General features: G+C 36.7%; 19 protein-coding genes, 1 tRNA gene, 1 rRNA gene and 1 pseudogene. 6 read left to right on the top strand and 16 right to left on the bottom strand.

All coding sequences use genetic code 11. The annotated features are described in order from the left end of the window. Positions 1-35: 35 nt before the first annotated feature. Entirely contained in the window at positions 36-1055 is a 1020-nt protein-coding gene (gene ftsZ / locus ACIQZI_RS22860; RefSeq protein WP_403077885.1) for a cell division protein FtsZ, read from the bottom strand. Positions 1056-2365: 1310 nt separating this feature from the next. Between ftsZ and ACIQZI_RS22865 the strand changes: the two genes are divergently transcribed. Then, entirely contained in the window at positions 2366-2716 is a 351-nt protein-coding gene (locus ACIQZI_RS22865) for a tyrosine-type recombinase/integrase (RefSeq protein ID WP_403077837.1), read from the top strand. A 1220-nt stretch (positions 2717-3936) separates the two neighbouring features. Here ACIQZI_RS22865 and ACIQZI_RS22875 read toward each other — a convergent pair. Both ACIQZI_RS22875 and ACIQZI_RS22880 read right to left on the bottom strand, forming a co-directional pair. Then, positions 3937-4689 (bottom strand): SDR family NAD(P)-dependent oxidoreductase, encoded by a 753-nt coding sequence (locus tag ACIQZI_RS22875; RefSeq protein ID WP_403077839.1) that lies wholly within the window; start codon positions 4687-4689, stop codon positions 3937-3939. 48 nt (positions 4690-4737) lie between these two features. Further along, entirely contained in the window at positions 4738-6015 is a 1278-nt protein-coding gene (locus ACIQZI_RS22880) for an MFS transporter (RefSeq protein WP_403077842.1), read from the bottom strand. A 572-nt stretch (positions 6016-6587) separates the two neighbouring features. On the opposite strand from ACIQZI_RS22880, the gene ACIQZI_RS22885 reads away from it, so the two are divergent. Continuing rightward, positions 6588-8057: a LuxR C-terminal-related transcriptional regulator gene (locus ACIQZI_RS22885; protein ID WP_403077844.1), complete on the top strand. Its 1470-nt coding sequence runs from the start codon at positions 6588-6590 to the stop codon at positions 8055-8057. Between the two features lie 308 nt (positions 8058-8365). Next, positions 8366-8601: pseudogene (locus ACIQZI_RS24320) on the top strand (tyrosine-type recombinase/integrase); the annotation flags it as partial. A 506-nt stretch (positions 8602-9107) separates the two neighbouring features. On the opposite strand, the gene dsdA reads toward ACIQZI_RS24320, so the two are convergent. The 5 genes from dsdA to groES form a co-directional block, all read right to left on the bottom strand. Further along, positions 9108-10478 (bottom strand): D-serine ammonia-lyase, encoded by a 1371-nt coding sequence (gene dsdA / locus ACIQZI_RS22890; RefSeq protein ID WP_403077847.1) that lies wholly within the window; start codon positions 10476-10478, stop codon positions 9108-9110. A 57-nt stretch (positions 10479-10535) separates the two neighbouring features. Further along, the gene (locus tag ACIQZI_RS22895; RefSeq protein WP_403077850.1) at positions 10536-11885 is read right to left on the bottom strand and encodes a GntT/GntP/DsdX family permease; all 1350 of its coding nucleotides are present in this window, start codon (positions 11883-11885) and stop codon (positions 10536-10538) included. Between the two features lie 759 nt (positions 11886-12644). Further along, on the bottom strand, positions 12645-13202 hold the full coding sequence (locus tag ACIQZI_RS22900; RefSeq protein WP_403077853.1) for a helix-turn-helix domain-containing protein: 558 nt from the start codon (positions 13200-13202) through the stop codon (positions 12645-12647). A gap of 360 nt (positions 13203-13562) precedes the next feature. Beyond that, the gene (gene groL / locus ACIQZI_RS22905) at positions 13563-15200 is read right to left on the bottom strand and encodes a chaperonin GroEL (RefSeq protein WP_403077857.1); all 1638 of its coding nucleotides are present in this window, start codon (positions 15198-15200) and stop codon (positions 13563-13565) included. A 59-nt stretch (positions 15201-15259) separates the two neighbouring features. Further along, entirely contained in the window at positions 15260-15544 is a 285-nt protein-coding gene (gene groES / locus ACIQZI_RS22910) for a co-chaperone GroES (protein ID WP_062187145.1), read from the bottom strand. Positions 15545-15909: 365 nt separating this feature from the next. Between groES and ACIQZI_RS22915 the strand changes: the two genes are divergently transcribed. Together ACIQZI_RS22915 and ACIQZI_RS22920 are read left to right on the top strand one after the other, a co-directional pair. Beyond that, a complete protein-coding gene (locus ACIQZI_RS22915; RefSeq protein ID WP_403077863.1) occupies positions 15910-16632 on the top strand; it encodes a CPBP family intramembrane glutamic endopeptidase in 723 nt (240 codons plus the stop codon). Next, positions 16629-16841 (top strand): YdiK family protein, encoded by a 213-nt coding sequence (locus ACIQZI_RS22920; RefSeq protein ID WP_062187147.1) that lies wholly within the window; start codon positions 16629-16631, stop codon positions 16839-16841. The genes ACIQZI_RS22915 and ACIQZI_RS22920 overlap by 4 nt, the downstream gene beginning before the upstream one ends. A gap of 50 nt (positions 16842-16891) precedes the next feature. On the opposite strand, the gene ACIQZI_RS22925 is transcribed toward ACIQZI_RS22920, so the two are convergent. Further along, entirely contained in the window at positions 16892-17557 is a 666-nt protein-coding gene (locus ACIQZI_RS22925) for a redox-sensing transcriptional repressor Rex (RefSeq protein WP_403077867.1), read from the bottom strand. Between the two features lie 344 nt (positions 17558-17901). Here ACIQZI_RS22925 and ACIQZI_RS22930 point away from each other — a divergent pair, with 344 nt between their 5' ends. Further along, entirely contained in the window at positions 17902-19821 is a 1920-nt protein-coding gene (locus tag ACIQZI_RS22930; RefSeq protein WP_403077869.1) for an ABC-F family ATP-binding cassette domain-containing protein, read from the top strand. A gap of 84 nt (positions 19822-19905) precedes the next feature. Here ACIQZI_RS22930 and ACIQZI_RS22935 read toward each other — a convergent pair whose 3' ends face one another. The 7 genes from ACIQZI_RS22935 to rrf all read right to left on the bottom strand — a co-directional run. Continuing rightward, positions 19906-20058: a hypothetical protein gene (locus tag ACIQZI_RS22935; protein WP_403077872.1), complete on the bottom strand. Its 153-nt coding sequence runs from the start codon at positions 20056-20058 to the stop codon at positions 19906-19908. A 270-nt stretch (positions 20059-20328) separates the two neighbouring features. Then, complete coding sequence (gene tsaD / locus ACIQZI_RS22940) at positions 20329-21348, bottom strand: tRNA (adenosine(37)-N6)-threonylcarbamoyltransferase complex transferase subunit TsaD (RefSeq protein WP_403077875.1); 1020 nt, start codon at positions 21346-21348, stop codon at positions 20329-20331. Beyond that, a complete protein-coding gene (gene rimI, locus ACIQZI_RS22945) occupies positions 21345-21797 on the bottom strand; it encodes a ribosomal protein S18-alanine N-acetyltransferase (RefSeq protein ID WP_062187154.1) in 453 nt (150 codons plus the stop codon). Before rimI ends, tsaD begins: the two co-directional genes overlap by 4 nt. A 32-nt stretch (positions 21798-21829) precedes the next feature. Further along, positions 21830-22522: a tRNA (adenosine(37)-N6)-threonylcarbamoyltransferase complex dimerization subunit type 1 TsaB gene (tsaB, locus tag ACIQZI_RS22950; RefSeq protein WP_403077878.1), complete on the bottom strand. Its 693-nt coding sequence runs from the start codon at positions 22520-22522 to the stop codon at positions 21830-21832. Beyond that, on the bottom strand, positions 22519-22980 hold the full coding sequence (tsaE, locus tag ACIQZI_RS22955) for a tRNA (adenosine(37)-N6)-threonylcarbamoyltransferase complex ATPase subunit type 1 TsaE (protein ID WP_403077881.1): 462 nt from the start codon (positions 22978-22980) through the stop codon (positions 22519-22521). Before tsaE ends, tsaB begins: the two co-directional genes overlap by 4 nt. A gap of 645 nt (positions 22981-23625) precedes the next feature. Then, positions 23626-23699: transfer RNA gene (locus tag ACIQZI_RS22960), tRNA-Met, on the bottom strand. A gap of 77 nt (positions 23700-23776) precedes the next feature. Beyond that, positions 23777-23880 (bottom strand): 5S ribosomal RNA (rrf, locus tag ACIQZI_RS22965); the annotation flags it as partial.

Here is a 23880-nt window from a genome sequence, read left to right on the forward strand (position 1 = left end):
GATTCGTTTCGCTATGAGTACACCAATTACTTGTTCTACCGACCGGTTGGTTGTGACCTCTTTTCTGCTGTTGCAGAGTGGGAAGATGTTTTAATGAATGGAGCCTTCCAATCATTAAAGCCGGTAGCAATAACGGTTATGATAATCTCATCTTGTAAATTTTCGTTAATGACAGAACCGAAAATCATATTCGACTCATTGCCTCCCACAGACGCAATAATATTCGCAGCCTCTTGTACTTCATATAAACTTAAATTTGTCCCGCCTGTGAGTTTCATCAGCACACCTTGAGCCTCATCTATGGAGGTTCCAGTCCCAAATAACGGACTAGAAATAGCCTTTTTTGCAGCTTCAGCAGCACGGTTTTTACCTGTTGCGCTGCCAATGCCTATTAAAGCCGAACCTTTATTGGACATAATTGTTTTGACATCAGCAAAGTCAACGTTGATTAAACCTGGTACGGTAATTACATCCGAAATTCCCTGGATAGTTTGGCGTAGGACATGATCCGCTTCGTGGAACGCTTCAAGCATAGATGTATTTTTATCTATTATCTCCAACAAACGATCGTTTGGAATAACAATTAAAGTGTCGACTGCCTTCTTCATTGAGGCGATTCCAACTTCCGCTTGTATTGCACGCTTACGGCCCTCAAACCTAAAGGGATATGTTACAACGCCAATGGTGAGTATGCCAAGCTCACGGGCAATTTCAGCAATTAGTGGGGCGGCACCTGTTCCTGTACCACCTCCCATTCCAGCTGTGACAATCACCATGTCTGCACCTTTAATTTTCCTTTGGAGCGTCTCTTTGCTTTCTTCAACTGCCTTTTTACCTATTTCCGGATTAGCCCCTGCTCCTAAACCTTTTGTCAATGTTGCACCGATTTGCATCTTAGTCTCTGCTTGTGATAATGTGATAGCTTGCACATCTGTATTAACAGCAATAAACTCTACACCCTGAGCCCCATGCTCGATCATACGGTTTACGGTATTGTTTCCTCCGCCACCCACACCGATTACTTGAATGACAACTGTACTTGTATCAAACTCCATCTCCATCGCTCCCTCTGGCTCTTCCATATGACCTTTTTCAAATGATCTACCTTAACTTTTTCGAAGCATTTTTTTGTTTTCTATTATTATTTAAAGAAAAAGGCATTATTAAAGCGGTTCCTTAAAGGAAGCTACTTTAACAATGCCTGCATAAAATTATTTTACTCCCCAAGATCTGTAGGATCCAACACCGAATGGGGAATCTTTGTTTTTAATGTTAATATAATCTAACCTGATAAGCAATAAATGTCATTAAGGTGAAAGACGATGTACGATGCAGCTTTATTTGTAATCTACACTAATCTTTTCCTTACGTAAATAAGTGATCAATGAAATTAGTAGGTATAAGACACTTTATAGAATAGTGTTTTAATCAAGTTATTTCCACTTTCGGATAGTATCTGTCCAAAATCTCCTAGTGAAGAAAAGAATAGGGCAGAGGCTCCAGCACCAAATAAAAAAGTTGTGTTTTTTCTAATAGTACATTTTTCAAAATCCCTTTTTTCTTTATTTCCCTATACATTCTACTATTTAGTCCATTTAATATATTGTATCATTTAAATAAGAGCAATTGTAAGAATATAGAACTACAAGAGATTTATTGAATGAATATATTGAAAAATACATTATTCTATAGATTTAAATATTGTAAAATTAAAAAAGCCGAAATGATTTCTCGTCCCATCTTTGTGATTTATTAAAATCTGTGGCACACTTTATATCAATTTACATGTTTTTGATGTTTTAGATATTTCCTTAAACCCTTTCATATCAACGATATTGCACTATATTGTATCGGCGTAGTATTGATTGGGGATAATAGCAGCTGTCATAAGATCCTCCGAAAAATAGGATTGTCGAGCCTTTAATAAATAGCACATATAAATATTCTTCGCTAATTACAATAACTACCAAAACCTTCAAATATATCATCTTCGAATCTTTTTAAATCAAAAAATACCTTTAACAAATAAAAAACGACGACCGCAATTATTCTTAACTCGCAATCGTCGTACTAGCTTCTAAATCTTATTATTGCCTGGTGTTCCCACACCCTAGATCAAATACCACTGAAACGGTAATGTGGTTTTTCAATCCCTTATTTCTAGTTTTTTTATCTTCTCCTACAAACAAAAATGCTTGTGAAAGTGTTTAAAACTAAGGATTTCTATACAATTCCTCTTTCCAACAACGCGACCACTTCCACATGGCTTAGATGATGATGGCAGATAAATATAGATGTAGTAGCATTACCAATACGTATTATAATCCGAAGAAGAATCATTGTAGACGAAGAGGTGTTAAATACTTTGAATGAACACAAAAACGCTCAAAACCAAGTTATTAAGCGACTAAGTACAGATTACTACAACAAAGATTTTATCTTTTCCAAAATGGAACGGCAATATGGTTATCCCATTGTTATTAAAACCCTTCAAAACAGAATGGCAAGGCTGTTAAGAATGGCAGACCTGAATCCTGAGTTAACACCGCATTCTTTACGCCATACCCATACATCGCTACTTGCCAAGGCTCGTGTCTCATTCGAACAAATCATGGACCGTCTTGGTCATACCGATGATCAAATCACGAAAAATGTGTACCTCCACGTAACGCAAGAAATGAAAAAAGAAGCCTCAGTTAATTTACCTCAATGTTAGCATTCCACTATCACCTTACATACAAACCCAGTCATATCATGGGTTCAGAAGGCTTGTTACATCATGCCGCCTGTATGATGAGAGTGTGTAATATCTTTAACGCTGTGTGCTAAAAATGCGGCATACCAACATTTTGCTAATTTCTGTAAGAAACATCTTTAACGTATACTTATGTTATTGACTTGATTGCGTTAGCAAAATGTTAGCATTTTAATGACTTTATACTTTGTTCCGTCACAACACCAACAATACCCACCGTAAAAATTCTTGATACACTTGTGTTTAGCATTTTTTATTAACTTTAGAATTAGTTAATTCCCATTTATCACAGTGCTTCTATACATTGTTTCTTTATTATTAATAGGCCTTACCATTCATAAAATAAGAAAGCCTAAGTACGGATACTAAAAACAAATGGAGTGAGAAAGAGATTACGCAATTTCTTCAAGTAGCTAAAGAGGAAGAGACAAGATTATTTTTCAAACTCATATTGAATACTCGTATACGTCAAAGAGATTAACCGCACTTTCATGGGAAGACGCAGACTTTAATACTAGAAAAATGACTACTAATAAAATATATTGATAGCCAGTATCATATTCATAAAATTCGAATCTTATATTTTAGAAATATTGAAAAGTCACAAAGAAAAGCAGGGGTAAAGGAAATTTCTATTAACGAATAACGACACATCAAAAAGTAGCTCTTACTACTATCAATAAAATAAAACACTTCTTATTTGTTCAATTTGTTCTTTTCCATTAGAAAATACCCAAATAAAAAGAATAAGTCCGGTTATGAGTAAAGCTTTAAAAAATACGAATACGAAGGTTGTACAGATTGCCCATTGAAAGCACAATGCACGAAAGCGAAGCCAAAAAACAGCCCTAGAATGGGAAGGAAAAGCCACCATCCACGCTCGACGCATAGTCGAAGTAGAAAGTTGCGTTCGGTCACATCAAGGGCAATTGGTCGTTCCGTAGATTTTCTCTATAGGGACTCGACAAGGTGTATGTCGAGTTCGGAATTATAGCTTTGGGCCACAACATATTGAAAGTAGCAGGCCTCCGCCAACTACTCTCAGAAAATGATCCAAAAAATACAAAAGCAGGTAGAGAAAAACGACTGATTTTTCCCCACCTGCTTTATTTTTAGGACTTATCGGATAGCCCCTTCTTTAGCTAAAAAAGGGAGTATTCACGTCAGGAAATCGTCTCGAATTATCTTGCAGTAGCTCCACCATCAATAACGAACTCTGTCCCCGTTGTGAAAGAAGATTCATCAGATGCAAGGAATACAACTGTATGTGCAACTTCTTCGGTATTCCCCATTCTTCCAAGTGGATATGCGTTATTTAATTCTTCTGTTGTACGTCCAGTTGCTTCTGAAGCATAGTCTGTCATTGCAGTTTCAATGAAACCTGGGTGTATAGAGTTTACACGGATACCTTTGGCAGCAAATTCAATAGCAGCATCTTTTGTCATGATGCGTACAGCACCTTTACTTGCCCCGTAAAGAGTATGTCCAGGAGCTCCAAATAAACCAGCAATTGATGAAGCATTAATTATAGAACCTTTCTTTTGTTCTACCATCACAGGGATCACATGCTTCATACCAAGGAAAACTCCTGTTACATTTATAGACATTAAACGATTCCATTCATCTAATTCTATTTCAGTAAGAGGTTTGATGATATAGATTCCTGCGTTATTAAATAATACATCGATTTTATTGAAATGACTTCTTGTTTCACTAACAACCTTTTTCCAATCGTCTTCGCTGCTTACGTTATGTTGTACGAAAATGGCTTCAGCACCCATTGCTTGAATCTCTTGAGCAGTGTTCATACCCGCCTCTTTATTAATATCAGTAACGACTACCTTTGCCCCTTCTTTCGCAAATTTTAAGGCTGTTTCCTTACCAATTCCAGTACCCCCACCAGTAATAATTGCAACTTTGTTTTGTAATCTCATAATAAACTCTTCCTCTCTTTAATTAAATATCATAATCAAAAAATAAATTTAAGCGTTCTTTTTTACATCCGGTTTAACAAACAACAAGAATAATATTGAACATAATAGGATTGTACCTGACACCACTAAAATAGAATTATTATATCCTTGAATAATATTTTCTTTTGATAAACCGATAAGAAATCCAGTAGCTACAGGAGCTATCATTCCACCTACATTTTGAAATGACATTAAAATACTTGCCATAAGTCCACTTCGCTCCGGTACTAGCCTCATCATAATTTGTGGTCCAATTGCAAAGTTTGCACCCGTTAAACCATATGCTAAACCGAATGCAATGACATTCCAAACAGGATTTTGTATAAACACCACACTAGCAACCAACAGACTGCCAATAACGGCTGCTACACCAATCACAATTACACGGGATAAACGCCAATTTTGTGTTTTTGCTAGCACTTTGTCAGAAACCATCGACACTAGAAAAATGATTGCAGCGGAACTTATTCCAATTATTGAAACAGATGCTCCCATCTGACTAGAAGTCAGACCTGTTACTTTAGTTAAATAGTTCGGCATCCAGATTGCCGTCCATACGACAAATATAAAAGTAGAGAAGGCCAGAAATAATGTGAAAATAGAAGTTGGTGAAAAAATGGCCTTTACTACTTCTTTACCACTTTTCTTTTGGACACTATTTGCAACCGGATTTTTTGTTGCTGCCTTTTTCTCTATACTGGAAGGGCTTTCTTTTGTAGTAAACATAAATAGGAGAACCCAAATTATACTTACTCCTCCAAATACAGCAAAAGCAACTTTCCAGCCAAATGTTGTAAGTCCAATGATTACAGGCGCTAAAACTAACCCTCCTGCTGTTGCTCCTAAAGTAAATAAAGAGCTTGCGACTCCGCGTTTTTCAGCGGGGAACCACTTATTGATATGACTCATTGCAACTGGACCAAATGGACCTTGAAAGATTCCTAATAGGACTCTATATAGAATCAGCGCACTAAATCCATTAATCGCTAGAGCCCCAAATTGTATGATGCCCCACGCTAGTATAAGAATGGAAAGTATTTTTTTCGTTCCAAACCGATCAGAAAGTGCAGCACCGATAATCCCAGAAATCGGAAACAACCAATAATAAGCACTTCCCACTAAGCCCCATTGGTTAGAATTCAAACCAAGATCATTCATAATTAAATCCGCTGAAAGGCCGATTATATTTTTTCCAGAGAAATTAATTAAATTTCCAAAAAACAAAAACGCAATGATACCCCAAAGAACCCAGCTGTATTTCTTACTCGAATTTAATGCCTTTTCCATCTATATTTCCATCTCCCTAAAAACATTATCCATCAAGTTAACCTCTTCCTAACTCCATCTCCCTAAAAAATTATTCATAAAGCTAACCTCTTCCTAACTCCATCTCCCTAAAAATATTATTCATAAAGCTAACCTCATATTGGGAATAATAGTAACAAATCTTTCAATTAGAATATGGATTCACTCCAATTTCTTCTATTAAAGTCATTTGATAAAGGGTTTTCAATATTTTGATTGGGCTCCATCGCATATTGTTCACATGTCAAAGCATGTTGCCTTATAATAGAAATAGGGCATCTCACCCACCCGCTAAGGCCTATCTGGTATTTGCCATACAGAAATAGGGGAGATCTCCATACTTTTCATGTTTAGAACCACTAGTCCCAAGGTCTTTAATTGATGAAATTTTAATCAAGAGTGATTCCGTGAATTGAAAGTCGTCACAAATTGTTCACAATCATTATGTTACAATATTACAGCCACCTAGAACTATCCTATAAATTAAGGGTTAATCCTTATTTCACACCCTCAATATATAGGTAATTTATCCGTTAAAGGAGATACTTTATTCAATGCGACCTGATTTATTTCCCTATAACGATATATCATTTGAGGAATTTAAAATCTTTCTAAAAAAAAATAAAACCCAACTTCAAATGAGTATTAATGTGCAAATAAGATTAGAATTAAATCTATCCAAAGAAGAACAATCTATTATTGAGTTTCTTGCAAGTTCATTTTTGCAAATTTTAACTGAACCAAATGAAAACAAAGCCCAAATCGACTTAGATACCCTTTTAAAGACTTGGATACAAACGTACTCAATGATTTTAAATCATCATTTTTTATACCTATTACACCTTATTCTGGAAAAGTCTTTTGCAAATTTATTAAAAAATTCTGCAGACGTAAAGGCTTATTCGTATATGTTTTACTTACCTATTATTGCTTCAAAAATTTCTAACCTATTTTCTAATTGGAAGAATGCTATTAAAACTTCAGATGATTTTCATTCCCATTCTTCACAGAGCTTGTTACTTTCATATTTGGAATTATTTCCAATTCAACAACTTTTTCTTGTTCAGCATCATAATATAACTAGTCCTGTCATATTGGGTTGGGTAAGAACAGAACAAGAAACGATCCGAAGAATTCCTTTTTATCCGCTTTTAGATACAAACAATGCTCAATTTAACGAGTTATCTGAGCATTCACTAGCATTAAATGTTGGTGAAACTAGTATATATCTATACCCGAAAACAACATTAGATAATGAACAAGAAGAAACAATCAGAAATTATCTGTTACGTTTTAATGTTTTCGCTAGTAATAATGCACAATATGAAAAAACTTTACTAAATAAACTTAAAGTTCTAGATGAATTTAATAAAGTACTCATAAGCTACTCTGGAAGAAATGACTTCATAAAAATAATAAAGGAATGCGAAAGGCTGCTTAACTATAAAAGATGTGTTTTCTATGCATATATCCCTTGGTCAAATGAGTTTAAAGGTGTTATTGGTGAAGAATTATCAAAGGTTCAAAAAACACAAGGATACGTATATCCGAATCAGTTGTTTCATACCATGCTAATTACAAGAAAGCCAATATTTATAAAAAACCCCGTACATACGGTAAAAGATGAGACGATTGAGTTATTCAATCTATCTTCACTCATTGTTGCTCCAATATGTCATTATAAAGAAGTTCTCGGCTGGGTGACTTTAGATCAGGTGGGAAAAGAGTTTGATTGTACGCAAGAGGATTTACACCTTATAGAGGAAGTTTGCAATAGAATAGGGTTATTTCTAAAGAATTTCGATCATAATGTATCACCAAGTAATAATATCGAATTAACTGATCGCGAGTTAAGTGTATTAACTCTCCTAGCAGATGGATACGATAATAAGAAAATGGGAGAGTTCCTTCATCTAAGCGAGCATACAATTAGAGACTACATAAGTAGTCTTATGTTAAAGTTAAAAGCTAAAAATCGTACCCAAGTTGTATCATCTGGGTTCCGTCTAGGATTGCTAACTTAATTTCTAAGCAATACACTTTATCATAATTAATATTAAATAAAGCGCCTGGTTCTCCTTCAAAGAGTGGTGACAGCGTACTAATATTACGTAACATTGGTACGCTTTCCAACTCGTAAAGCCATTGATGCCGCAACAAGCAAAAGGGCAGATCACTCATGAGTGATCTGCCCTTTTTGTTCAGTAAAAATAATCTCCTGCTACCCTACTCCGCCTCCTACGTCTCTAATTTCAAACTTAAATCAAAGTATTACCAAGACGTATTACAATCCTATTAATAATACAGAAAAGTATATGTGAGTCCCGCCTAAAACCGAAAGAAGAGACTACTTACTATCGCTGAACTAAATACAGACTTAACACCACACTCTTTGAGATATACCCATACCTCTCTCTTAGCAGAGGCCCGTGTATCACTTGAACAGATCATGGACCGTTTGGTCATACCGATGATCAGATTACAAAAAATGTATACCTTCACGTCACGCAAGAAATGAAAAATGAAGCCTCCCAAAAGTTCAGTGAACTTATGAGAAGCCTCGATTAAAATCCTCTATGTTAGCAAACCACTCTCATCTTATATACAAACCCAATCATATCAAAGGTTCAGACGGCTTATTACATCATGCCGCCCGTAAGATAAGAGTGTGTAATATCTTGAACGATGAGTGCAGAAAGTGCGGTACATCAAGGTTTCTGCAAATCAGAAGTATTACATCTTTAACACGGATTTACCGTTTTTCACTGGATTGCGTTAGCAAAATGTTAGCATTTTGCTAACGCAAGTCCAGTGAAAAATATCAATAAAACAATATGTGCCAAGGAAGATCATCCTCGTTTATTTCGATATTATTTAAATATAATTGAAAGTAATTACAAATTACTTAGTAGAACTCGTAAAGTATGAAAATTAGAGTAATTTTAAGAATATTCGAGATAATAAACCTTTTGATGTGTCTAACTTAGCCAGAACAGTCCAATATTTATTATAAAAAGAAAGAAACTATCTCTTACTATTTTGAGATAGCCTCTTTCACACAAAAGAACTTCTAATTATATCAGGGTAGCAGATGCCTCTTTTCCCCTTTTATAATAGGTTTCCATTACATCTTTTGGAACCATACTACCTCCTGTTGCCCAAACGATATGTGAAACATTTTTTATTTTATTTTTTAAGTTATTATTCTCTATATACTTTTGTCCAGCTTCATCTCTGAATAATTGAATTGGACCATGCATTCCAGCTAATGCAGAAGGTTCTAATTTAATATTTTCTGAGTCGGATAACATGCTTAAAAGTATATATAACTGCTCATCTTTTACAGTATATGATCCACTTATTAGGTTTTCTAATGTTTTCCCAACGAAACCTGAAGCTCTACCAACAGCGAGCCCATCTGCAACAGTAATGTTATCAATGCCAAAATCTTGTACCGATACTTTATCATGCATACCTGTCATTAATCCTAAAACCATACATGGAGAATGTGTTGGTTCAGCAAAGAAGCAATGTACATTATCCTTGAAAACTAACTTTAACCCAAATGCTACTCCACCAGGTCCGCCACCAACTCCACATGGAAGATAAACAAATAATGGATGATCCTCATCAACAACTACATTCATTTCTTCTAATTGCCTTTTTAATCTATAAGCTGCTACAGCGTATCCTAAGAATAAGTTAGTCGAATTTTCATCATCAATAAAGTACATGTTTGGATCTGCTTCTGCTTGTTTTCTACCTTCCTCTACTGCCTTACTATAATCTGATTCGTACTCAATTACTGTAACACCCTTGCTTCTAAGGAGGTCTTTCTTCCATTGTTTTGCGTCAGCTGACATATGAACATACACCTTAAACCCTAATTGTGCACTCATTATTCCAATACTAAGTCCTAGGTTTCCAGTTGAACCTACTGCAATAGAATGCTTAGAGAAGAACTCTCTAAATTTATCACTATCCATAATTGAATAGTCATCTTTTATTGTTAGCATGCTATTCTCAATAGCTAAATCTTCTGCATGTTTTAAAACCTCATAAATACCGCCTCTTGCTTTAATTGACCCAGAGATAGCAAGATGACTATCACATTTGAGCAATAATTGACCTAAGATTTCTTGATTATATGTTTCTTCTATTTTACTTTGCATAGTAGGAATTGGAACAATAGGTGATTCAATAATTCCATTTGTTTTTTCTGTTTCTGGGAAAACCTTAGCAATATATGGAGCAAATCTATTTAATCTTTCTTCTGCATCTCTTACATCCTTCTCTGATAAAGAGATCTTTTTAGTAGCATCTGCAAACTTTTCATATTTAGAATTTGTCCAAAACACTTCGTCAGTTGAAATAATCTTGCTCATTAGAGGATACTGCTCTTCCCATTCTTTTATAGTTTTTCCTTTAATTATCTTATTTTCCATACCTATCCATCTTCCTTCCATAATTAATTTTTCTTATTCGTTTCTTATCTTAATCTTTTATATAAATTGTGCTAAAAGTAATACCCCTCCAAGTGCAACAATCGATGCAAGAACAGTTGCAGCAGTGAAGCTCTTAAATGCATCTGGTAATGATAATCCCAAATATTCTTTTACAAGCCAGAAAGCAGAATCATTAACATGACACCATCCAATAGCTCCAGCACCAATAGCGAGAACTGCAATTTCTGGACTCAAAGTTGGATAAGCGGCCAACAATGGCCCTATTATTCCCGCAGCACTAAGCATGGCTACCGTAACGGATCCAATAGCAAGGTGTAAAATTGATGCTACTAGCCAAGCCAGAATAATTGGGTTCATATTTAATGATTGCATAATATTAGATAACTCTGTACCTAACCCACTATCAACTAAAAATGCATTATAAGCACCGCCACCACCAATGATCAACAAAATGGCTGCAATTGACTTAAATCCTTCCTCAGTATGAGATAATAGTTCTTTCATCTTTAGGCCACGAGAAAGTCCTAATGTGTAATAAGCTACAAATACTGAAATAAGTAAAGCGATAATTGGATTACCTAAAAATCTAACAAGATTGTAAGAAAAAGAACCTTCTGTAAGATATAAATCACTTGCTGTTTTTCCTACCATAATGAATAAAGGTAGAAGAATAGTAAATAAAGTAATTCCAAACCCAGGAAGCCTCTCATCTGGCGTTGGGGCTTTTACCTCTAATTCATTAAATGCTTCGGTCCTACACTTACCACTAATGAACTTAGCAAAGATTGGCCCAGCAATGATTGCAGTAGGTGTTCCTATAAGAAGTGCATATAAAATAACTTTCCCAACATCGGCTCCCAACATTTCTGTAACAGCAAATGCTGCCGGATGTGGAGGTATCATGGCGTGTACAACCATCAGAGATATTGCCAAAGGAATTCCAATCCTTAGCAGCGACATCTTAGCTTGTCTAGCAACGATGAAAATTATTGGAAAAAGTAAAACAAAACCTACTTCAAAGAATACTGGAATTCCAGCAATTAAGCCTATAAGTGACATAACCCAAGGCGCACGTTTTTCTCCCATAGCATTTAGCATTGTTCGTGCCAAGCGCTCAGCACCACCAGATATCTCTAACATCTTACCTAAAATCGTTCCAAAACCGATTACAACAGCTAGTGATCCCAGCGTTCCACCTACTCCTTTTTCAATGGAAGTAACAATATCAGTTAGGGGCATACCTGTAGCTAATCCAATAAAAATCCCCGACAGAACTAAAGAAATAAATGGATGGACTTTAAGTTTAAGTATTAGAAAAATAAGTATTACAATAGATAAAAATAATACCAGCATCATCATTGCACCTGATTGCATTTTTGTATTCATTCCTTTCATTTCGCTCAAGGACAAAACGTTATGAAATACGTATGTCTAGAGTGACCGCATTTTTATATGTGTAAATTGCCTTTCCAAGCACAAATAAGTGTGACTTTGAGCGCGCAGACTTATCTTTGTATAAACATTACTCTTTTATTGCTAGGAACTCAGTTTATTTCAGACTTATCCTCCATACTTAGATCAGATTTTTATACATTACTATGATCCTAAATAAGCTATTTTAGCTGATTCCATCTCCTTTATACTAGAAATCCTACTTGATATTTCGGGCGACCATGCCATCACGAGCTTTACGGATAAAAATAATAAGAGCGAATCATACCTACCTTGCCAAATACAGCAAATACTTTTCCAATAATAGTCATGAAAATAGATTTTGAAATTATTTTTCAGCAACGGAATAATCTTCATGTTATGAACCTAATATCTAGGTTCAGTGCCGCAGAAATGTTTTCACAATACCATCTACTTTCCTTTCATGATATAATCTCGGAAGCCCGAAACGCCAATAAATTAAAAGTAATTTAATTTATTTAGCGTAACTTAATGATAGCGCATTCATTTTATGGAATCAAGAATGAAATTAATTATAACTTAATAAACTAAATATAATTTAACTTATACTTTCAAAAAAAATCTCTATTCACAAAAATAACCGCTTCATATCTCATGTTAGTGCATACACAACACACTATAACAGGAGCTACAGAACGGTCTAAGAATTCATCACTTTATATATTATATTTTTTAAAATGTGGGAGGTGTAACAGCAAAAATTATAGTTGCTTCTTTATCTGTGATATTTTCCCACTTATGTTGTACGCAAGGTGGTATTTTTACACTGTCCCCAGTATTTAAAGTCTCAATATCATCTCCAATATGTAATACTATGCTGCCTTCTAACACATATGCGACTTCTTCCCCAATGTGAATCATAGGATTTTCGGCTGACTGAGACACAGGCGGTATTTTCATTAAGACCATCTCAATTGAGCCGCTCAAATCTGGGGATAACAACATATACTCCAAATTTTGCGGTGGTGGAAATACGATTTTTTTTCTGGCATCTGCTCTGGTTATTAAATCCTTACTTTTCTCAGATTTGGTAAAAAAACTAAGCAAAGGTACTTCTAATGCATCTGCAATAACTCGCAGAGTATTTAGTGATGGATTGGTAAGCCCTCTTTCAATTTGGCTTATCATTGATGAAGTGACATTAGTTTTTTCTGCTAATTGTTTAATATTATAATTCCTTTTTATACGAAATTTAGCAATTACTTTTCCCAATTCTAGATTATTATCCATAATTTTTCATACCTTTCATAAAATAACTCAAGATAATTAATATATCATTCCTTAAATTAAATATATAAGTAAATATACAAGTAAATATATCATAAACTATAAAAAAGTTGATAATTGGTTTAACTTGGGCAATAATTTTAAAAATCTTATCTTTTTTTATTCTAGAGTCTAGGTCTAAAAGAAGATCCCTTTTAAACGAAATTACTAAACAACATGAAAGAAAAGGCCTCCCATCAGTTCAGTAAACTGATGGAAGGCCTTCAACTTTAAAAGATATTTACATGTTAGGTGAGCAAATAGGTGAGCATTTATTTCTAAATACTCGTTAAACCCCTATATTCCAAGGGATTTAAAACCTTATTACATCATGCCGCCCATTCCACCCATGCCGCCCATATCAGGCATACCCATGCCGCCAGCACCAGCAGGTTCTGGTTTGTCAGCTACTACTGCTTCTGTTGTTAAGAACATTGCAGCTACTGATCCAGCGTTTTGTAGTGCATAACGAGTTACTTTTGTAGGGTCAACGATACCAGCTTCGATCATGTTTACCCATTCGCCGTTCGCAGCATTGAAGCCTGTTCCTACCGCTTCACCTTTTAGGCGTTCTACGATAACTGATCCTTCAAGTCCAGCGTTGTGAGCAATTTGGCGTACAGGCTCTTCGATTGCACGAAGAACGATGTTGATACCAGTTGCTACGTCACCTTCAGCTTGAATTTCAGCAATTTTGCTGTATACGTTTAGAAGAGCAGTACCACCACCAGCTACGATTCCTTCTTCAACCGCTGCACGAGTAGAGTTTAATGCGTCTTCGATACGAAGTTTGCGTTCTTTTAATTCTGTTTCAGTTGCAGCACCAACTTTAATAACTGCTACTCCACCAGCTAATTTAGCTAGGCGCTCTTGTAATTTTTCACGGTCAAATTCAGAAGTCGTTTCTTCTAATTGAACACGGATTTGATTTACACGAGCTTGGATTTGAGCAGAGTCTCCAGCACCTTCAACGATCGTTGTGTTTTCTTTAGAAACAACCACTTTAGAAGCGCGTCCTAATGATTCGATTGTAGCCGATTTAAGATCAAGACCAACTTCTTCTGTGATCACTTCTCCGCCAGTAAGTGCAGCGATATCTTCAAGCATCGCTTTACGACGATCTCCGAATCCAGGTGCTTTAACCGCTACTGCGTTGAATGTTCCACGAAGTTTGTTCACAACAAGTGTTGCAAGTGCTTCGCCTTCAACATCTTCAGCAATCATCAATAGTGGTTTACCTTGTTGAACAACTTGTTCAAGCACAGGAAGGATTTCTTGGATATTTGTAATTTTTTTGTCAGTGATTAGGATATATGGATTTTCAAGGACAGCTTCCATTTTATCTGAATCAGTAACCATGTATGGTGATGCATAGCCACGGTCGAATTGCATACCTTCAACAACATCAAGCTCCGTTGTGAAGCCTTTTGATTCTTCGATTGTGATTACGCCGTCGTTTCCAACACGCTCCATAGCTTCAGCGATTAATTGACCAACTTCTTCGTCAGCAGAAGAAATCGCAGCTACTTGTGCAATGCTTTCTTTATTTTCGATTGGTTTAGAGATAGCTTTCAACTCTTCGATTGCTACGTTTACTGCTTTCTCCATTCCTTTACGGATACCCATTGGGTTAGCACCAGCTGTAACGTTTTTAAGTCCTTCGCGGATCATCGCTTGAGCAAGAACTGTAGCTGTAGTTGTACCATCACCAGCAACATCATTTGTTTTGCTCGCTACTTCAGCAACTAATTTTGCACCCATGTTTTCAAATGCATCTTCAAGTTCGATTTCTTTCGCGATTGTTACACCGTCATTTGTGATAAGTGGTGAACCAAATTTTTTCTCAAGAACCACGTTACGTCCTTTTGGTCCTAATGTTACTTTAACTGCATTTGCAAGAGCATCTACTCCGCGTAGCATTGCACGGCGAGCGTCTTCACTGAATTTAATATCTTTAGCCATGTATAAAACCCTCCCTAATTTTTATAAAAATGGTTCGTTCGGTTATGTTTTGTATGTGCTTAGCCGATAACAGCTAAAATATCGCTTTCGCGTAAAATTAAGTATTCTGTACCATCATATTTCACTTCAGTACCAGCATATTTTGAGAAGATAATACGATCGCCTTGGGCAACCTCTAAAGCTACACGTTCACCATTTTCAAGAATACGGCCATTGCCGGCAGCCACTATTTTACCTTCTTGCGGCTTTTCTTTTGCAGTATCAGGAAGTACGATACCGCTTGCAGTTTTTTCCTCAGATTGAACTAGTTCAATAATAACGCGATCACCTAATGGTTTTAACAAGTGAAACACCCTCCTCAAATTGTGTTGATGTATAGATCCTCTTATTATTAGCACTCACTACCATCGAGTGCTAACACAATTATTATATTAAATAAAACCTGGTTCTTTTGCAAGTAATTCTATTGTAAATTTTTCTATTCATTTTATTTGGTAGACGGGAATACTACTTCATAGTCATTTCTTATTTTTAAAAACAAATGATGGATTCGTACGTTTAATTGGAGTTATCTGCTTTTTTTTGATACCCTTTTCTTTATAAGATAAGTAAAAGTATTCAGCATACGCTTCCTAATTGGGATGTGTGGTCTTATCCTTTTTTATTTTCATAAAATGATTGTATACCCTAGATTAAAGGAGATATCTTTTTGAAAAAAGAATTTTGGTTTGTCATCATTACATATGTCATTATGCAGCTGTCAGGTGGATTAGCTATCGATATCATTGCCATGATCGCTGTTTCTGCTGGTATGGAGCTAACAAACGAACTCAAAACGTTCATTGGTGCCTATTGGATTGTTTTCAGCTTCATTATCGCTCTGATATTTGTCCTGTTTTTCATGCGGCACGAGATGCGGCAAAAGGATATTCGAAATCAGACTACGATTCCCGTTTCGATTCTTTGGGGATTTGGCGGGGTCTTCCTTGCCATGTTTGCGCAGACAGTAGCAGGACTGCTTGAGCAACAGATGGGCATTAAACAGAACTCAGAAAACACGGAGCAGATCTTAAGCCTAATCACACAATTTCCAATCGTTATGCTTGTGTCCTCTATCGTTGGACCCATCCTGGAAGAAATCATTTTCCGAAAAATCATCTTCGGTTCTCTTTATAAGCGATTAAACTTCTTCCTATCAGCACTCATTAGTTCGGTCATATTCGGTTTTGCTCATTTTGAGCCCGAGCATATTCTCTTATACTCCGCAATGGGTTTTACCTTTGCCTATCTATATATAAAGACCAAGCGAATTCTCGTCCCAATATTCGCACATGTAGCGATGAATACACTCGTCGTCATCGTGCAGTTGAATTATGACAAATACTTGGATTCTTTGGAAAAAGCGCAGTCATTTATCGGAGGGGTTTTATGAAACGTCGGTCACCTTTATCTATTGGCATTATCTATATCGCGTTAGGGGTTCTATTCACCGTATTTGCTATTCAATCAGTATCATCTAACGGTTGGGGCTTCTTTTCTTATTTTCTTGTTGGTTTAGCCACTCTTGACCTGGGTTCAGGCGTAAGAATGCTTATTCTGCATTATAAGATCAAAGCGGTACATAAAAATAAGAAAAAGTAATAAAATTAAAATAACACGCTGCCTGATGCAAGAATCGGACAGCGTGTTGATTATTCTTCTATACTATTTTCTTCTTCTGAATCTGTATAATTCTTCAGAAAATAAATAAGAGACTGTAATTCCACAGCAAGGTCAATATGATGAATCCGAACCGTACTCGGTACATTTAATCTCGCAGGTGTGAAATTCAATATACCGCGAATATCTGCTTGAATCAATTGATCAGTAATCGGCTGAGCAACTGATACTGGTACAGTCAATATCGCAACCGCAATATTTTCTTCTTTCAATCGTTCTGTGAGCTCATCCATATGATGGACATACACATCTTCTACCCGTTTTCCTACCTTCTCTGGATCTACATCAAATGCCATCGCAATTTTTGTATTATTATTTTTCAAAAAATTATAGTTTAGAAAAGCTGTTCCTAAATTACCAACTCCAATTAATGCAACTTGTGTTAGGTCATCTTGGTCTAAAGTTTTTTGAAAAAATGATAATAGGTAATTCACATTATATCCGTAGCCTTTTTTACCTAAGGCTCCAAAATAAGAAAAGTCCCTGCGAATCGTAGCGGAGTCAACTTTAACCGCATCACTTAACTCTGCAGAAGATACTCTTTGTTTACCAGCAGAATGTAGATTTTTTAAAAAACGATAATATAAGGGCAGCCGTTTGGCAGTTGCTTGCGGAATCTTCATTGGTTCTTGGATCATTACTTTCCCCGCTTTCCCATTTGCTATTTCTTCATTTAGTAGTCAAAACGGTCGATATTTCACGCTTTTAAGTATGCGCTCTTCATATCTTTTGGTACTAACAGTGAAAGATATTTCTGGTAGCGTTGCCATTTCAATGTTGTACCTTCTTGTTCATTCAGGTAGTTATCATATCTTGTCGGACATTACCTAAGTGGAGTGCTCTTTTTAAATCATACACTATAATGCATTATTTGTAACAATTTTGTTTAATTTCCTTACCCGAGCGGTTTTATACGAGTGCTTCTATTGCCGATAAATGCCATAATACGTTACACTATGGATAACGCAATCGAGGTGAAATCATGATTTTATTACAAATCAATCAATTATCGAAGTATTACGGAGCTGAACTTATTTTATCAAATATGAAGCTCGAAGTTCAAAATAGAGACAGAATTGCCTTAGTCGGTAGAAATGGTGCTGGCAAGTCCACGTTATTGAAAATCATAGCTGGACATCTTTCCCATGATGGCGGTGAATTGATCAAACCAAAGGGTGTGTCCATTGGGTATTTGGCACAAGATACCGGGCTTGAATCGGAGCTTTCCATCTGGGATGAAATGCTAACTGTATATGAGGGGCTTATTTCCAAAGAAAAGGAACTACGAAGACTTGAACAAACGATGTCACAACCCGAAACGTTTGAAAATGAACTCTTATATCAAAAGGTTCTTTCTGAATATGATACTTTGCAAGTACAATTCAAGGAGCAAGGTGGCTATCAATACGAAGCCGATATTCGTTCCGTTTTGCATGGTCTTCAGTTTGCAGACTTTGATCGTTCTACATTGATTCACAGCTTGAGCGGTGGCCAAAAAACAAGACTGGCACTTGGGAAATTGCTGTTGACCAAGCCTGATATTTTGATTTTGGATGAACCGACAAACCATTTGGATATTGAAACATTATCATGGCTTGAACAATATCTCCAAAATTATCATGGTGCTGTATTAATTGTATCCCATGACCGATACTTTTTAGATAAAGTTGTGAATCAAGTATATGAAATCTCACGCAATGCTATCAAGAAGTACCATGGTAATTATAGCAATTATCTCGTGAAAAAGGCAGAGAGCTTCGAGCGTGACATGAAGCTCTTTGAAAAACAACAGGAAGAAATCGAAAAGCTTCGTGATTTCGTCCAACGGAACCTTACAAGAGCTTCTACAACCAAAAGGGCTCAAAGTAGGCGGAAGCAATTAGATAAAATGGATGTCATGGACCGTCCTCAAGGTGACGAGAAATCCGCATCTTTCTCTTTTCAAATAGATAGGCAGAGCGGTAATGACGTCCTTTCCATTCAGGATTTAGCAATCGGCTATGAGGATACTGCTGTTTCCCAAAACATTACTATGAAGATTTCAAAGGGAGATAGCCTTGCTCTTGTTGGTCCAAACGGGGTTGGAAAATCAACTTTATTAAAAACGATTATCGGAAAAGTAGCAGCTATACAAGGTGACATTCGCTTTGGCACAAATGTTCAAGTCAGCTATTATGATCAGGAGCAAGCGAATCTTGTTTCTAATAAACGTGTGCTTAATGAACTGTGGGACGAGCATCCGTCTGTGCCTGAGAAAGAAATTCGGACGATACTTGGTAATTTCCTCTTTACGGGTGATGAAGTATTGAAAACAGTCTCAACCCTTAGTGGGGGCGAGAAAGCAAGATTGGCTTTGGCGAAAATGATGATGGAGAAAGGGAATCTCCTTATTTTAGATGAACCAACCAACCATCTTGACCTCGATAGCAAACTCGTACTTGAAAATGCCCTGATTGATTATCCAGGTACAATCCTGTTCGTTTCACATGATCGTTACTTTATTAATCGAATTGCCACCAAAGTCATTGAGCTTTCCAAAGTCAGAAGCGAGGAATTTCTCGGTGATTATGATTATTATGTTGAAAAAAAGCAAGAACAACTAGAGATTAAAGAATATGAACGCCATCAAAATGGGACAGGCCCTGAACAAACGGCAGACAAATCTTCCTTTAAGGTAGATAAAGAAGCAAAAAAGGCAGAACGTCAGCGTCAACGTCGTATTGAAGAAATCGAAGCAACAATGGAAAAGCTTGAAAGCGAAATTGAACAATATAACAAGCTTCTCTGTGATCCTGATGTATTTCAAAATCACGAAAAAGTACTTACGATCCAAGCTGACCTTGACCGCGTTCAGACACAACTTGATGTGCTTCTTGAAGAATGGGCAGAACTTGCGGAATAAGAACAAAGATGGCATTTGATCATCCTGTTTAGAGAATCCCAAAAGGGTCAGACCTCACATTCTATAGACCGTTTATTGTGTCACTTACACGTCAAGTAAACGATATATTAAATGTGGGTTCTGACCCCCTTTACGGTGGAACAAGATACTTACAACCAAAACGGCTATATTTATTTTTTTCATTGAAAGCTCCACAATCGTTTCTTTTTCCATCCCTCTCATTGCCGTTTTTCCCATTCATCCACAACCTTATCCACATTATCAACGTTATTATTCCTAGTCTCATTAACCTTTTCCACAATATCCACAGAACAGATCATATTTATCCACAAAACCATATGGTTATGCACATAAAAACAGATAAGTTATCCACAGTTAATGGAATTTTCTATCTTTTTAATAAATAATGCGCTTTCTTGTGGATAATTTACCTGTTACTTCTAATTATCCACAGCTTATTCATAGAAAAAGGTGAGCTGCCTTTTATCGGTAACTCACCATTTCCAATTAAATTGTTTCAATATCTAAACCTGGGTTTCCATTCATCGCCATGCCAGATCTTTTCCCGTTTTCAAATAATACACTCCCTGCCGCTCCAATCATTGCTGCGTTATCTGTACAGAGAGCAAGTGGTGGGATAATCAGTTCAGTATCCGTGATTGTTTCAAATGCTTCAGTAAGCGCCTTACGAAGGCCTTTATTTGCAGCTACCCCGCCAGCCAAAAGGACTTGATGAACACCATACTCCTGAGTCGCCTTGACCGTTTTCTTAACTAAAACATCAATCACACTTTGCTGAAAGCTTGCCGCTAAATCTGCTGCCTCAATCGTTTCACCACGCTGTTCTGCATTATGAAGTGTATTAATTACAGCCGATTTCAAACCGCTAAAACTAAAATCATAAGAATCTTCAAGCCACGCCCTTGGAAGCGGAACAGAGGTAGGATCCCCTTCCTGAGCCAATCGATCTATATGAGGGCCGCCCGGATAAGGTAGATGTAAGGTTCTCGCCACTTTATCATACGCTTCTCCAGCTGCGTCATCCCTCGTCTCACCGATCACCTTAAACTGGCCGGGGCTTTTAATCATTACAAGCTCTGTATGCCCTCCTGAGACTACTAGAGAGAGCGCTGGGTACTTAATTTCTTTAATCAGCCGATTTGCATAAATATGTCCCGCAATGTGATGTACACCTACTAATGGGATGTTATGTGCAAATGCTACAGCCTTCGCTGCGTTTACTCCTATCAATAATGCACCAACAAGACCTGGACCTTCCGTAACGGCAATAGCATCAAGATCATCATAGGTAACATCTGCTTTCCGTAACGCTTCTTCCAATACAAGAGTAATCTGCTCTACATGATGTCTTGATGCAATTTCAGGGACAACCCCGCCAAATCGCTTATGGCTTTCAATTTGTGAGGCAACGATATTACTAAGAATATCGGTCCCATTTTTAATAACGGCTGCTGCTGTTTCATCACAGCTCGTTTCTATCCCTAAGATAAGTTGATCTTTTTTCACGTTAAATTCACCCACATTACATATGCATCTTCCTGGTTGTCGGTATAATAGTTTTTACGAATGCCTCCAGTTTGAAAGCCGAGCTTCTTATAAAGAGACTGGGCAACCATATTGCTAACACGTACTTCAAGCGTCATCCGAATGACTCCCATACTCAAAGCAACTTCAATCATCTTTCGAAGCAGTTCTTCACCAAGCTTGAGCCCACGATAATCAGGCAAAATTGCTATGTTGGTAATATGAGCTTCATCGATGACTATCCACGCACCGCAATATCCAGCAATCGTACCTTCATCCTCAATAACCAGATACTTCGCATATTGATTATGATTCAATTCATTATAGAAAGCTTCCCTGCTCCAAGGTAACGTAAAGGACTGTCTCTCTACAACCAAAACTTGATCGATATCTTCTGTTCTCATTAATCGAAACGTCATCGTTTTACTCATCGCAACCGGTCTCTTCCATTTAGAATTTTTATCTATTTTTTCTGTTGCTCTAACCATTTAACTTCTGCCTCTGCCATCCTCACATAATTGGGGACAAACATGTGAACGTCCTCTTGTTTCTTATCTCTTCCTAAAAACGCTAACTCAGCAGGTCTTGGGTTATAGGCTTGTGCTGGAATAAAATAAGCTCGTTCACCTAATACATCTTTAAGTGTATCAACATGAATTGCAATATCTTGACCGACAAATAGTACGGGCATATTCAACTCTTTAAGCTTTTGTGCCCATTCAACTGCCAACATATTTTTGTCCTCACTACGGCTCTCCAGACCACTCTCAGTAAATTGATACAAGCCTGTATAAATTTGTCCACGGCGCGCATCGAATAAAGGAGATATCATCCCATTGAAATAACGGCCATTTGCTGCTAGAACTTCTAGACTCGAGATTCCAACCAAGGGAATACTTAATGTCCAAGCAAGTGTTTTAGCAATAGTAACGCCTATCCTAACTCCAGTATATGAGCCAGGTCCCTTTGCTACGACAATTTTCTCCAATTCAGCCGGTTTTGTATCACAATCCCTTAAAAGTGACTCAATGGCTGGCATTACACGCAAAGAATGATTTTTCTTTAAATTTGTAACGTATTCCCCAACCACTTGGTCTCCATCGGTCAAAGCTATTCCTAATGTAAAATTCGATGTATCAATCGCTAATACCTTCATGAAATAATCTCCTTACACAACTCAACATACCGAGTTCCAGAAGGCTGCAATACAATTCGCCTTTTTGAATCACCCAGTCTAAAAATCTGAATCGTTAATATTTCTTCCGGAAGCTGCTCTTGAATTAAATGGGCCCATTCAACAACAGTCACTCCCTCGCCTTCGAAATACTCATCAAAACCAAGGTCCTCTTCTTCTTCTTCACTCACTCGATATACATCCATATGATACAACGGTAAACGGCCCATATATTCTTTTATAATCGTAAATGTAGGGCTATTCACATTCCGCTTAACACCTAAGCCTTTTGCAAGCCCTTTGGTGAAAGCTGTTTTACCCGCACCAAGGTCACCCTCCAAAGCCAATACATCTCCAGCATTAAGTTTCTCCGCCAAACTACTAGCAAAGTCTACCGTCTCTAATTCACTCCTAGAAACCCACTCAAATTTCTGTTCCATCTATATTATCACCTCAAAAAAACCAAACAGCTAAACGCAAGCTGGTTCATTATCCTATAAGTAGTTTACCTTTTTTCAAAACAAGACACAAACAAGAAAAGCACAAGAATGCACGATGAGCTTTTTACAAAAATCACCACTTCCTCAAAAATGAGAAATTAATTCCTCTTATCTTACTTTAGAAATTTTTGGATCTCAATGAACTAAACTGCTTTTGGCACATTTTAATGTATTGTGAAAACTAATATTTCACTCAAGCATTTTTCAGTTATCCACAAAGCGAAATGAGTAGTTCTTAATTTTCACTTTTTACTCTGTGGATAATTAAAAACATAAGTTTATTCAAGCTAAGTATCCACAATATGTGTCTCTTATTGTTAACTGATAAGAGTTAACGTAGGTAAGTTTCACCAAAATATGTACTTAATGAAACTAATACATAATGCGCCTAGTCTATCTGAGCTATCTTAATTCTTTTCTTTTTAATAGTGTAAAAAAATCCTAATTAGTTATACACATGTTAATAATTCTTGCGAATTAGCGACTAAAGTTGAATACAGACAGACGAATTGAGTAAGATTATCCACAATTCCCATCCATTTAGACAATAAAAAAAACGAAACCTAAGTTTCGCTTTTTTTATGATTGCGGGGACAGGATTTGAACCTGCGACCTTCGGGTTATGAGCCCGACGAGCTACCGAACTGCTCCACCCCGCGACGATATAAGTTATTACTTAATAATAATAGTATATCCTTTATTTAAGAAATTATACATTAATTATTATTAAATTTAAGCTTGGCGGCGTCCTACTCTCACAGGGGGAGACCCCCAACTACCATCGGCGCTAAAGAGCTTAACTTCCGTGTTCGGAATGGGAACGGGTGTGACCTCTTTGCT

It is taken from the genome of Peribacillus sp. NPDC096379, assembly GCF_044762875.1.
In the GTDB taxonomy this organism is placed as follows: Bacteria; Bacillota; Bacilli; order Bacillales; family DSM-1321; genus Peribacillus.

Bases quoted from the DNA above. Each gene is read 5' to 3' on its own strand.
- ftsZ (WP_403077885.1), bottom strand. From the start codon at position 1,055: ATGGAGTTTGATACAAGTACAGTTGTCATTCAAGTAATCGGTGTGGGT.
- ACIQZI_RS22875 (WP_403077839.1), bottom strand. From the start codon at position 4,689: ATGAGATTACAAAACAAAGTTGCAATTATTACTGGTGGGGGTACTGGA.
- ACIQZI_RS22880 (WP_403077842.1), bottom strand. From the start codon at position 6,015: ATGGAAAAGGCATTAAATTCGAGTAAGAAATACAGCTGGGTTCTTTGG.
- ACIQZI_RS22885 (WP_403077844.1), top strand. From the start codon at position 6,588: ATGCGACCTGATTTATTTCCCTATAACGATATATCATTTGAGGAATTT.
- dsdA (WP_403077847.1), bottom strand. From the start codon at position 10,478: ATGGAAAATAAGATAATTAAAGGAAAAACTATAAAAGAATGGGAAGAG.
- ACIQZI_RS22895 (WP_403077850.1), bottom strand. From the start codon at position 11,885: ATGAATACAAAAATGCAATCAGGTGCAATGATGATGCTGGTATTATTT.
- ACIQZI_RS22900 (WP_403077853.1), bottom strand. From the start codon at position 13,202: ATGGATAATAATCTAGAATTGGGAAAAGTAATTGCTAAATTTCGTATA.
- groL (WP_403077857.1), bottom strand. From the start codon at position 15,200: ATGGCTAAAGATATTAAATTCAGTGAAGACGCTCGCCGTGCAATGCTA.
- ACIQZI_RS22920 (WP_062187147.1), top strand. From the start codon at position 16,629: ATGAAACGTCGGTCACCTTTATCTATTGGCATTATCTATATCGCGTTA.
- ACIQZI_RS22925 (WP_403077867.1), bottom strand. From the start codon at position 17,557: ATGATCCAAGAACCAATGAAGATTCCGCAAGCAACTGCCAAACGGCTG.
- ACIQZI_RS22930 (WP_403077869.1), top strand. From the start codon at position 17,902: ATGATTTTATTACAAATCAATCAATTATCGAAGTATTACGGAGCTGAA.
- ACIQZI_RS22935 (WP_403077872.1), bottom strand. From the start codon at position 20,058: ATGGGAAAAACGGCAATGAGAGGGATGGAAAAAGAAACGATTGTGGAG.
- rimI (WP_062187154.1), bottom strand. From the start codon at position 21,797: ATGAGTAAAACGATGACGTTTCGATTAATGAGAACAGAAGATATCGAT.
- tsaB (WP_403077878.1), bottom strand. From the start codon at position 22,522: ATGAAGGTATTAGCGATTGATACATCGAATTTTACATTAGGAATAGCT.
- tsaE (WP_403077881.1), bottom strand. From the start codon at position 22,980: ATGGAACAGAAATTTGAGTGGGTTTCTAGGAGTGAATTAGAGACGGTA.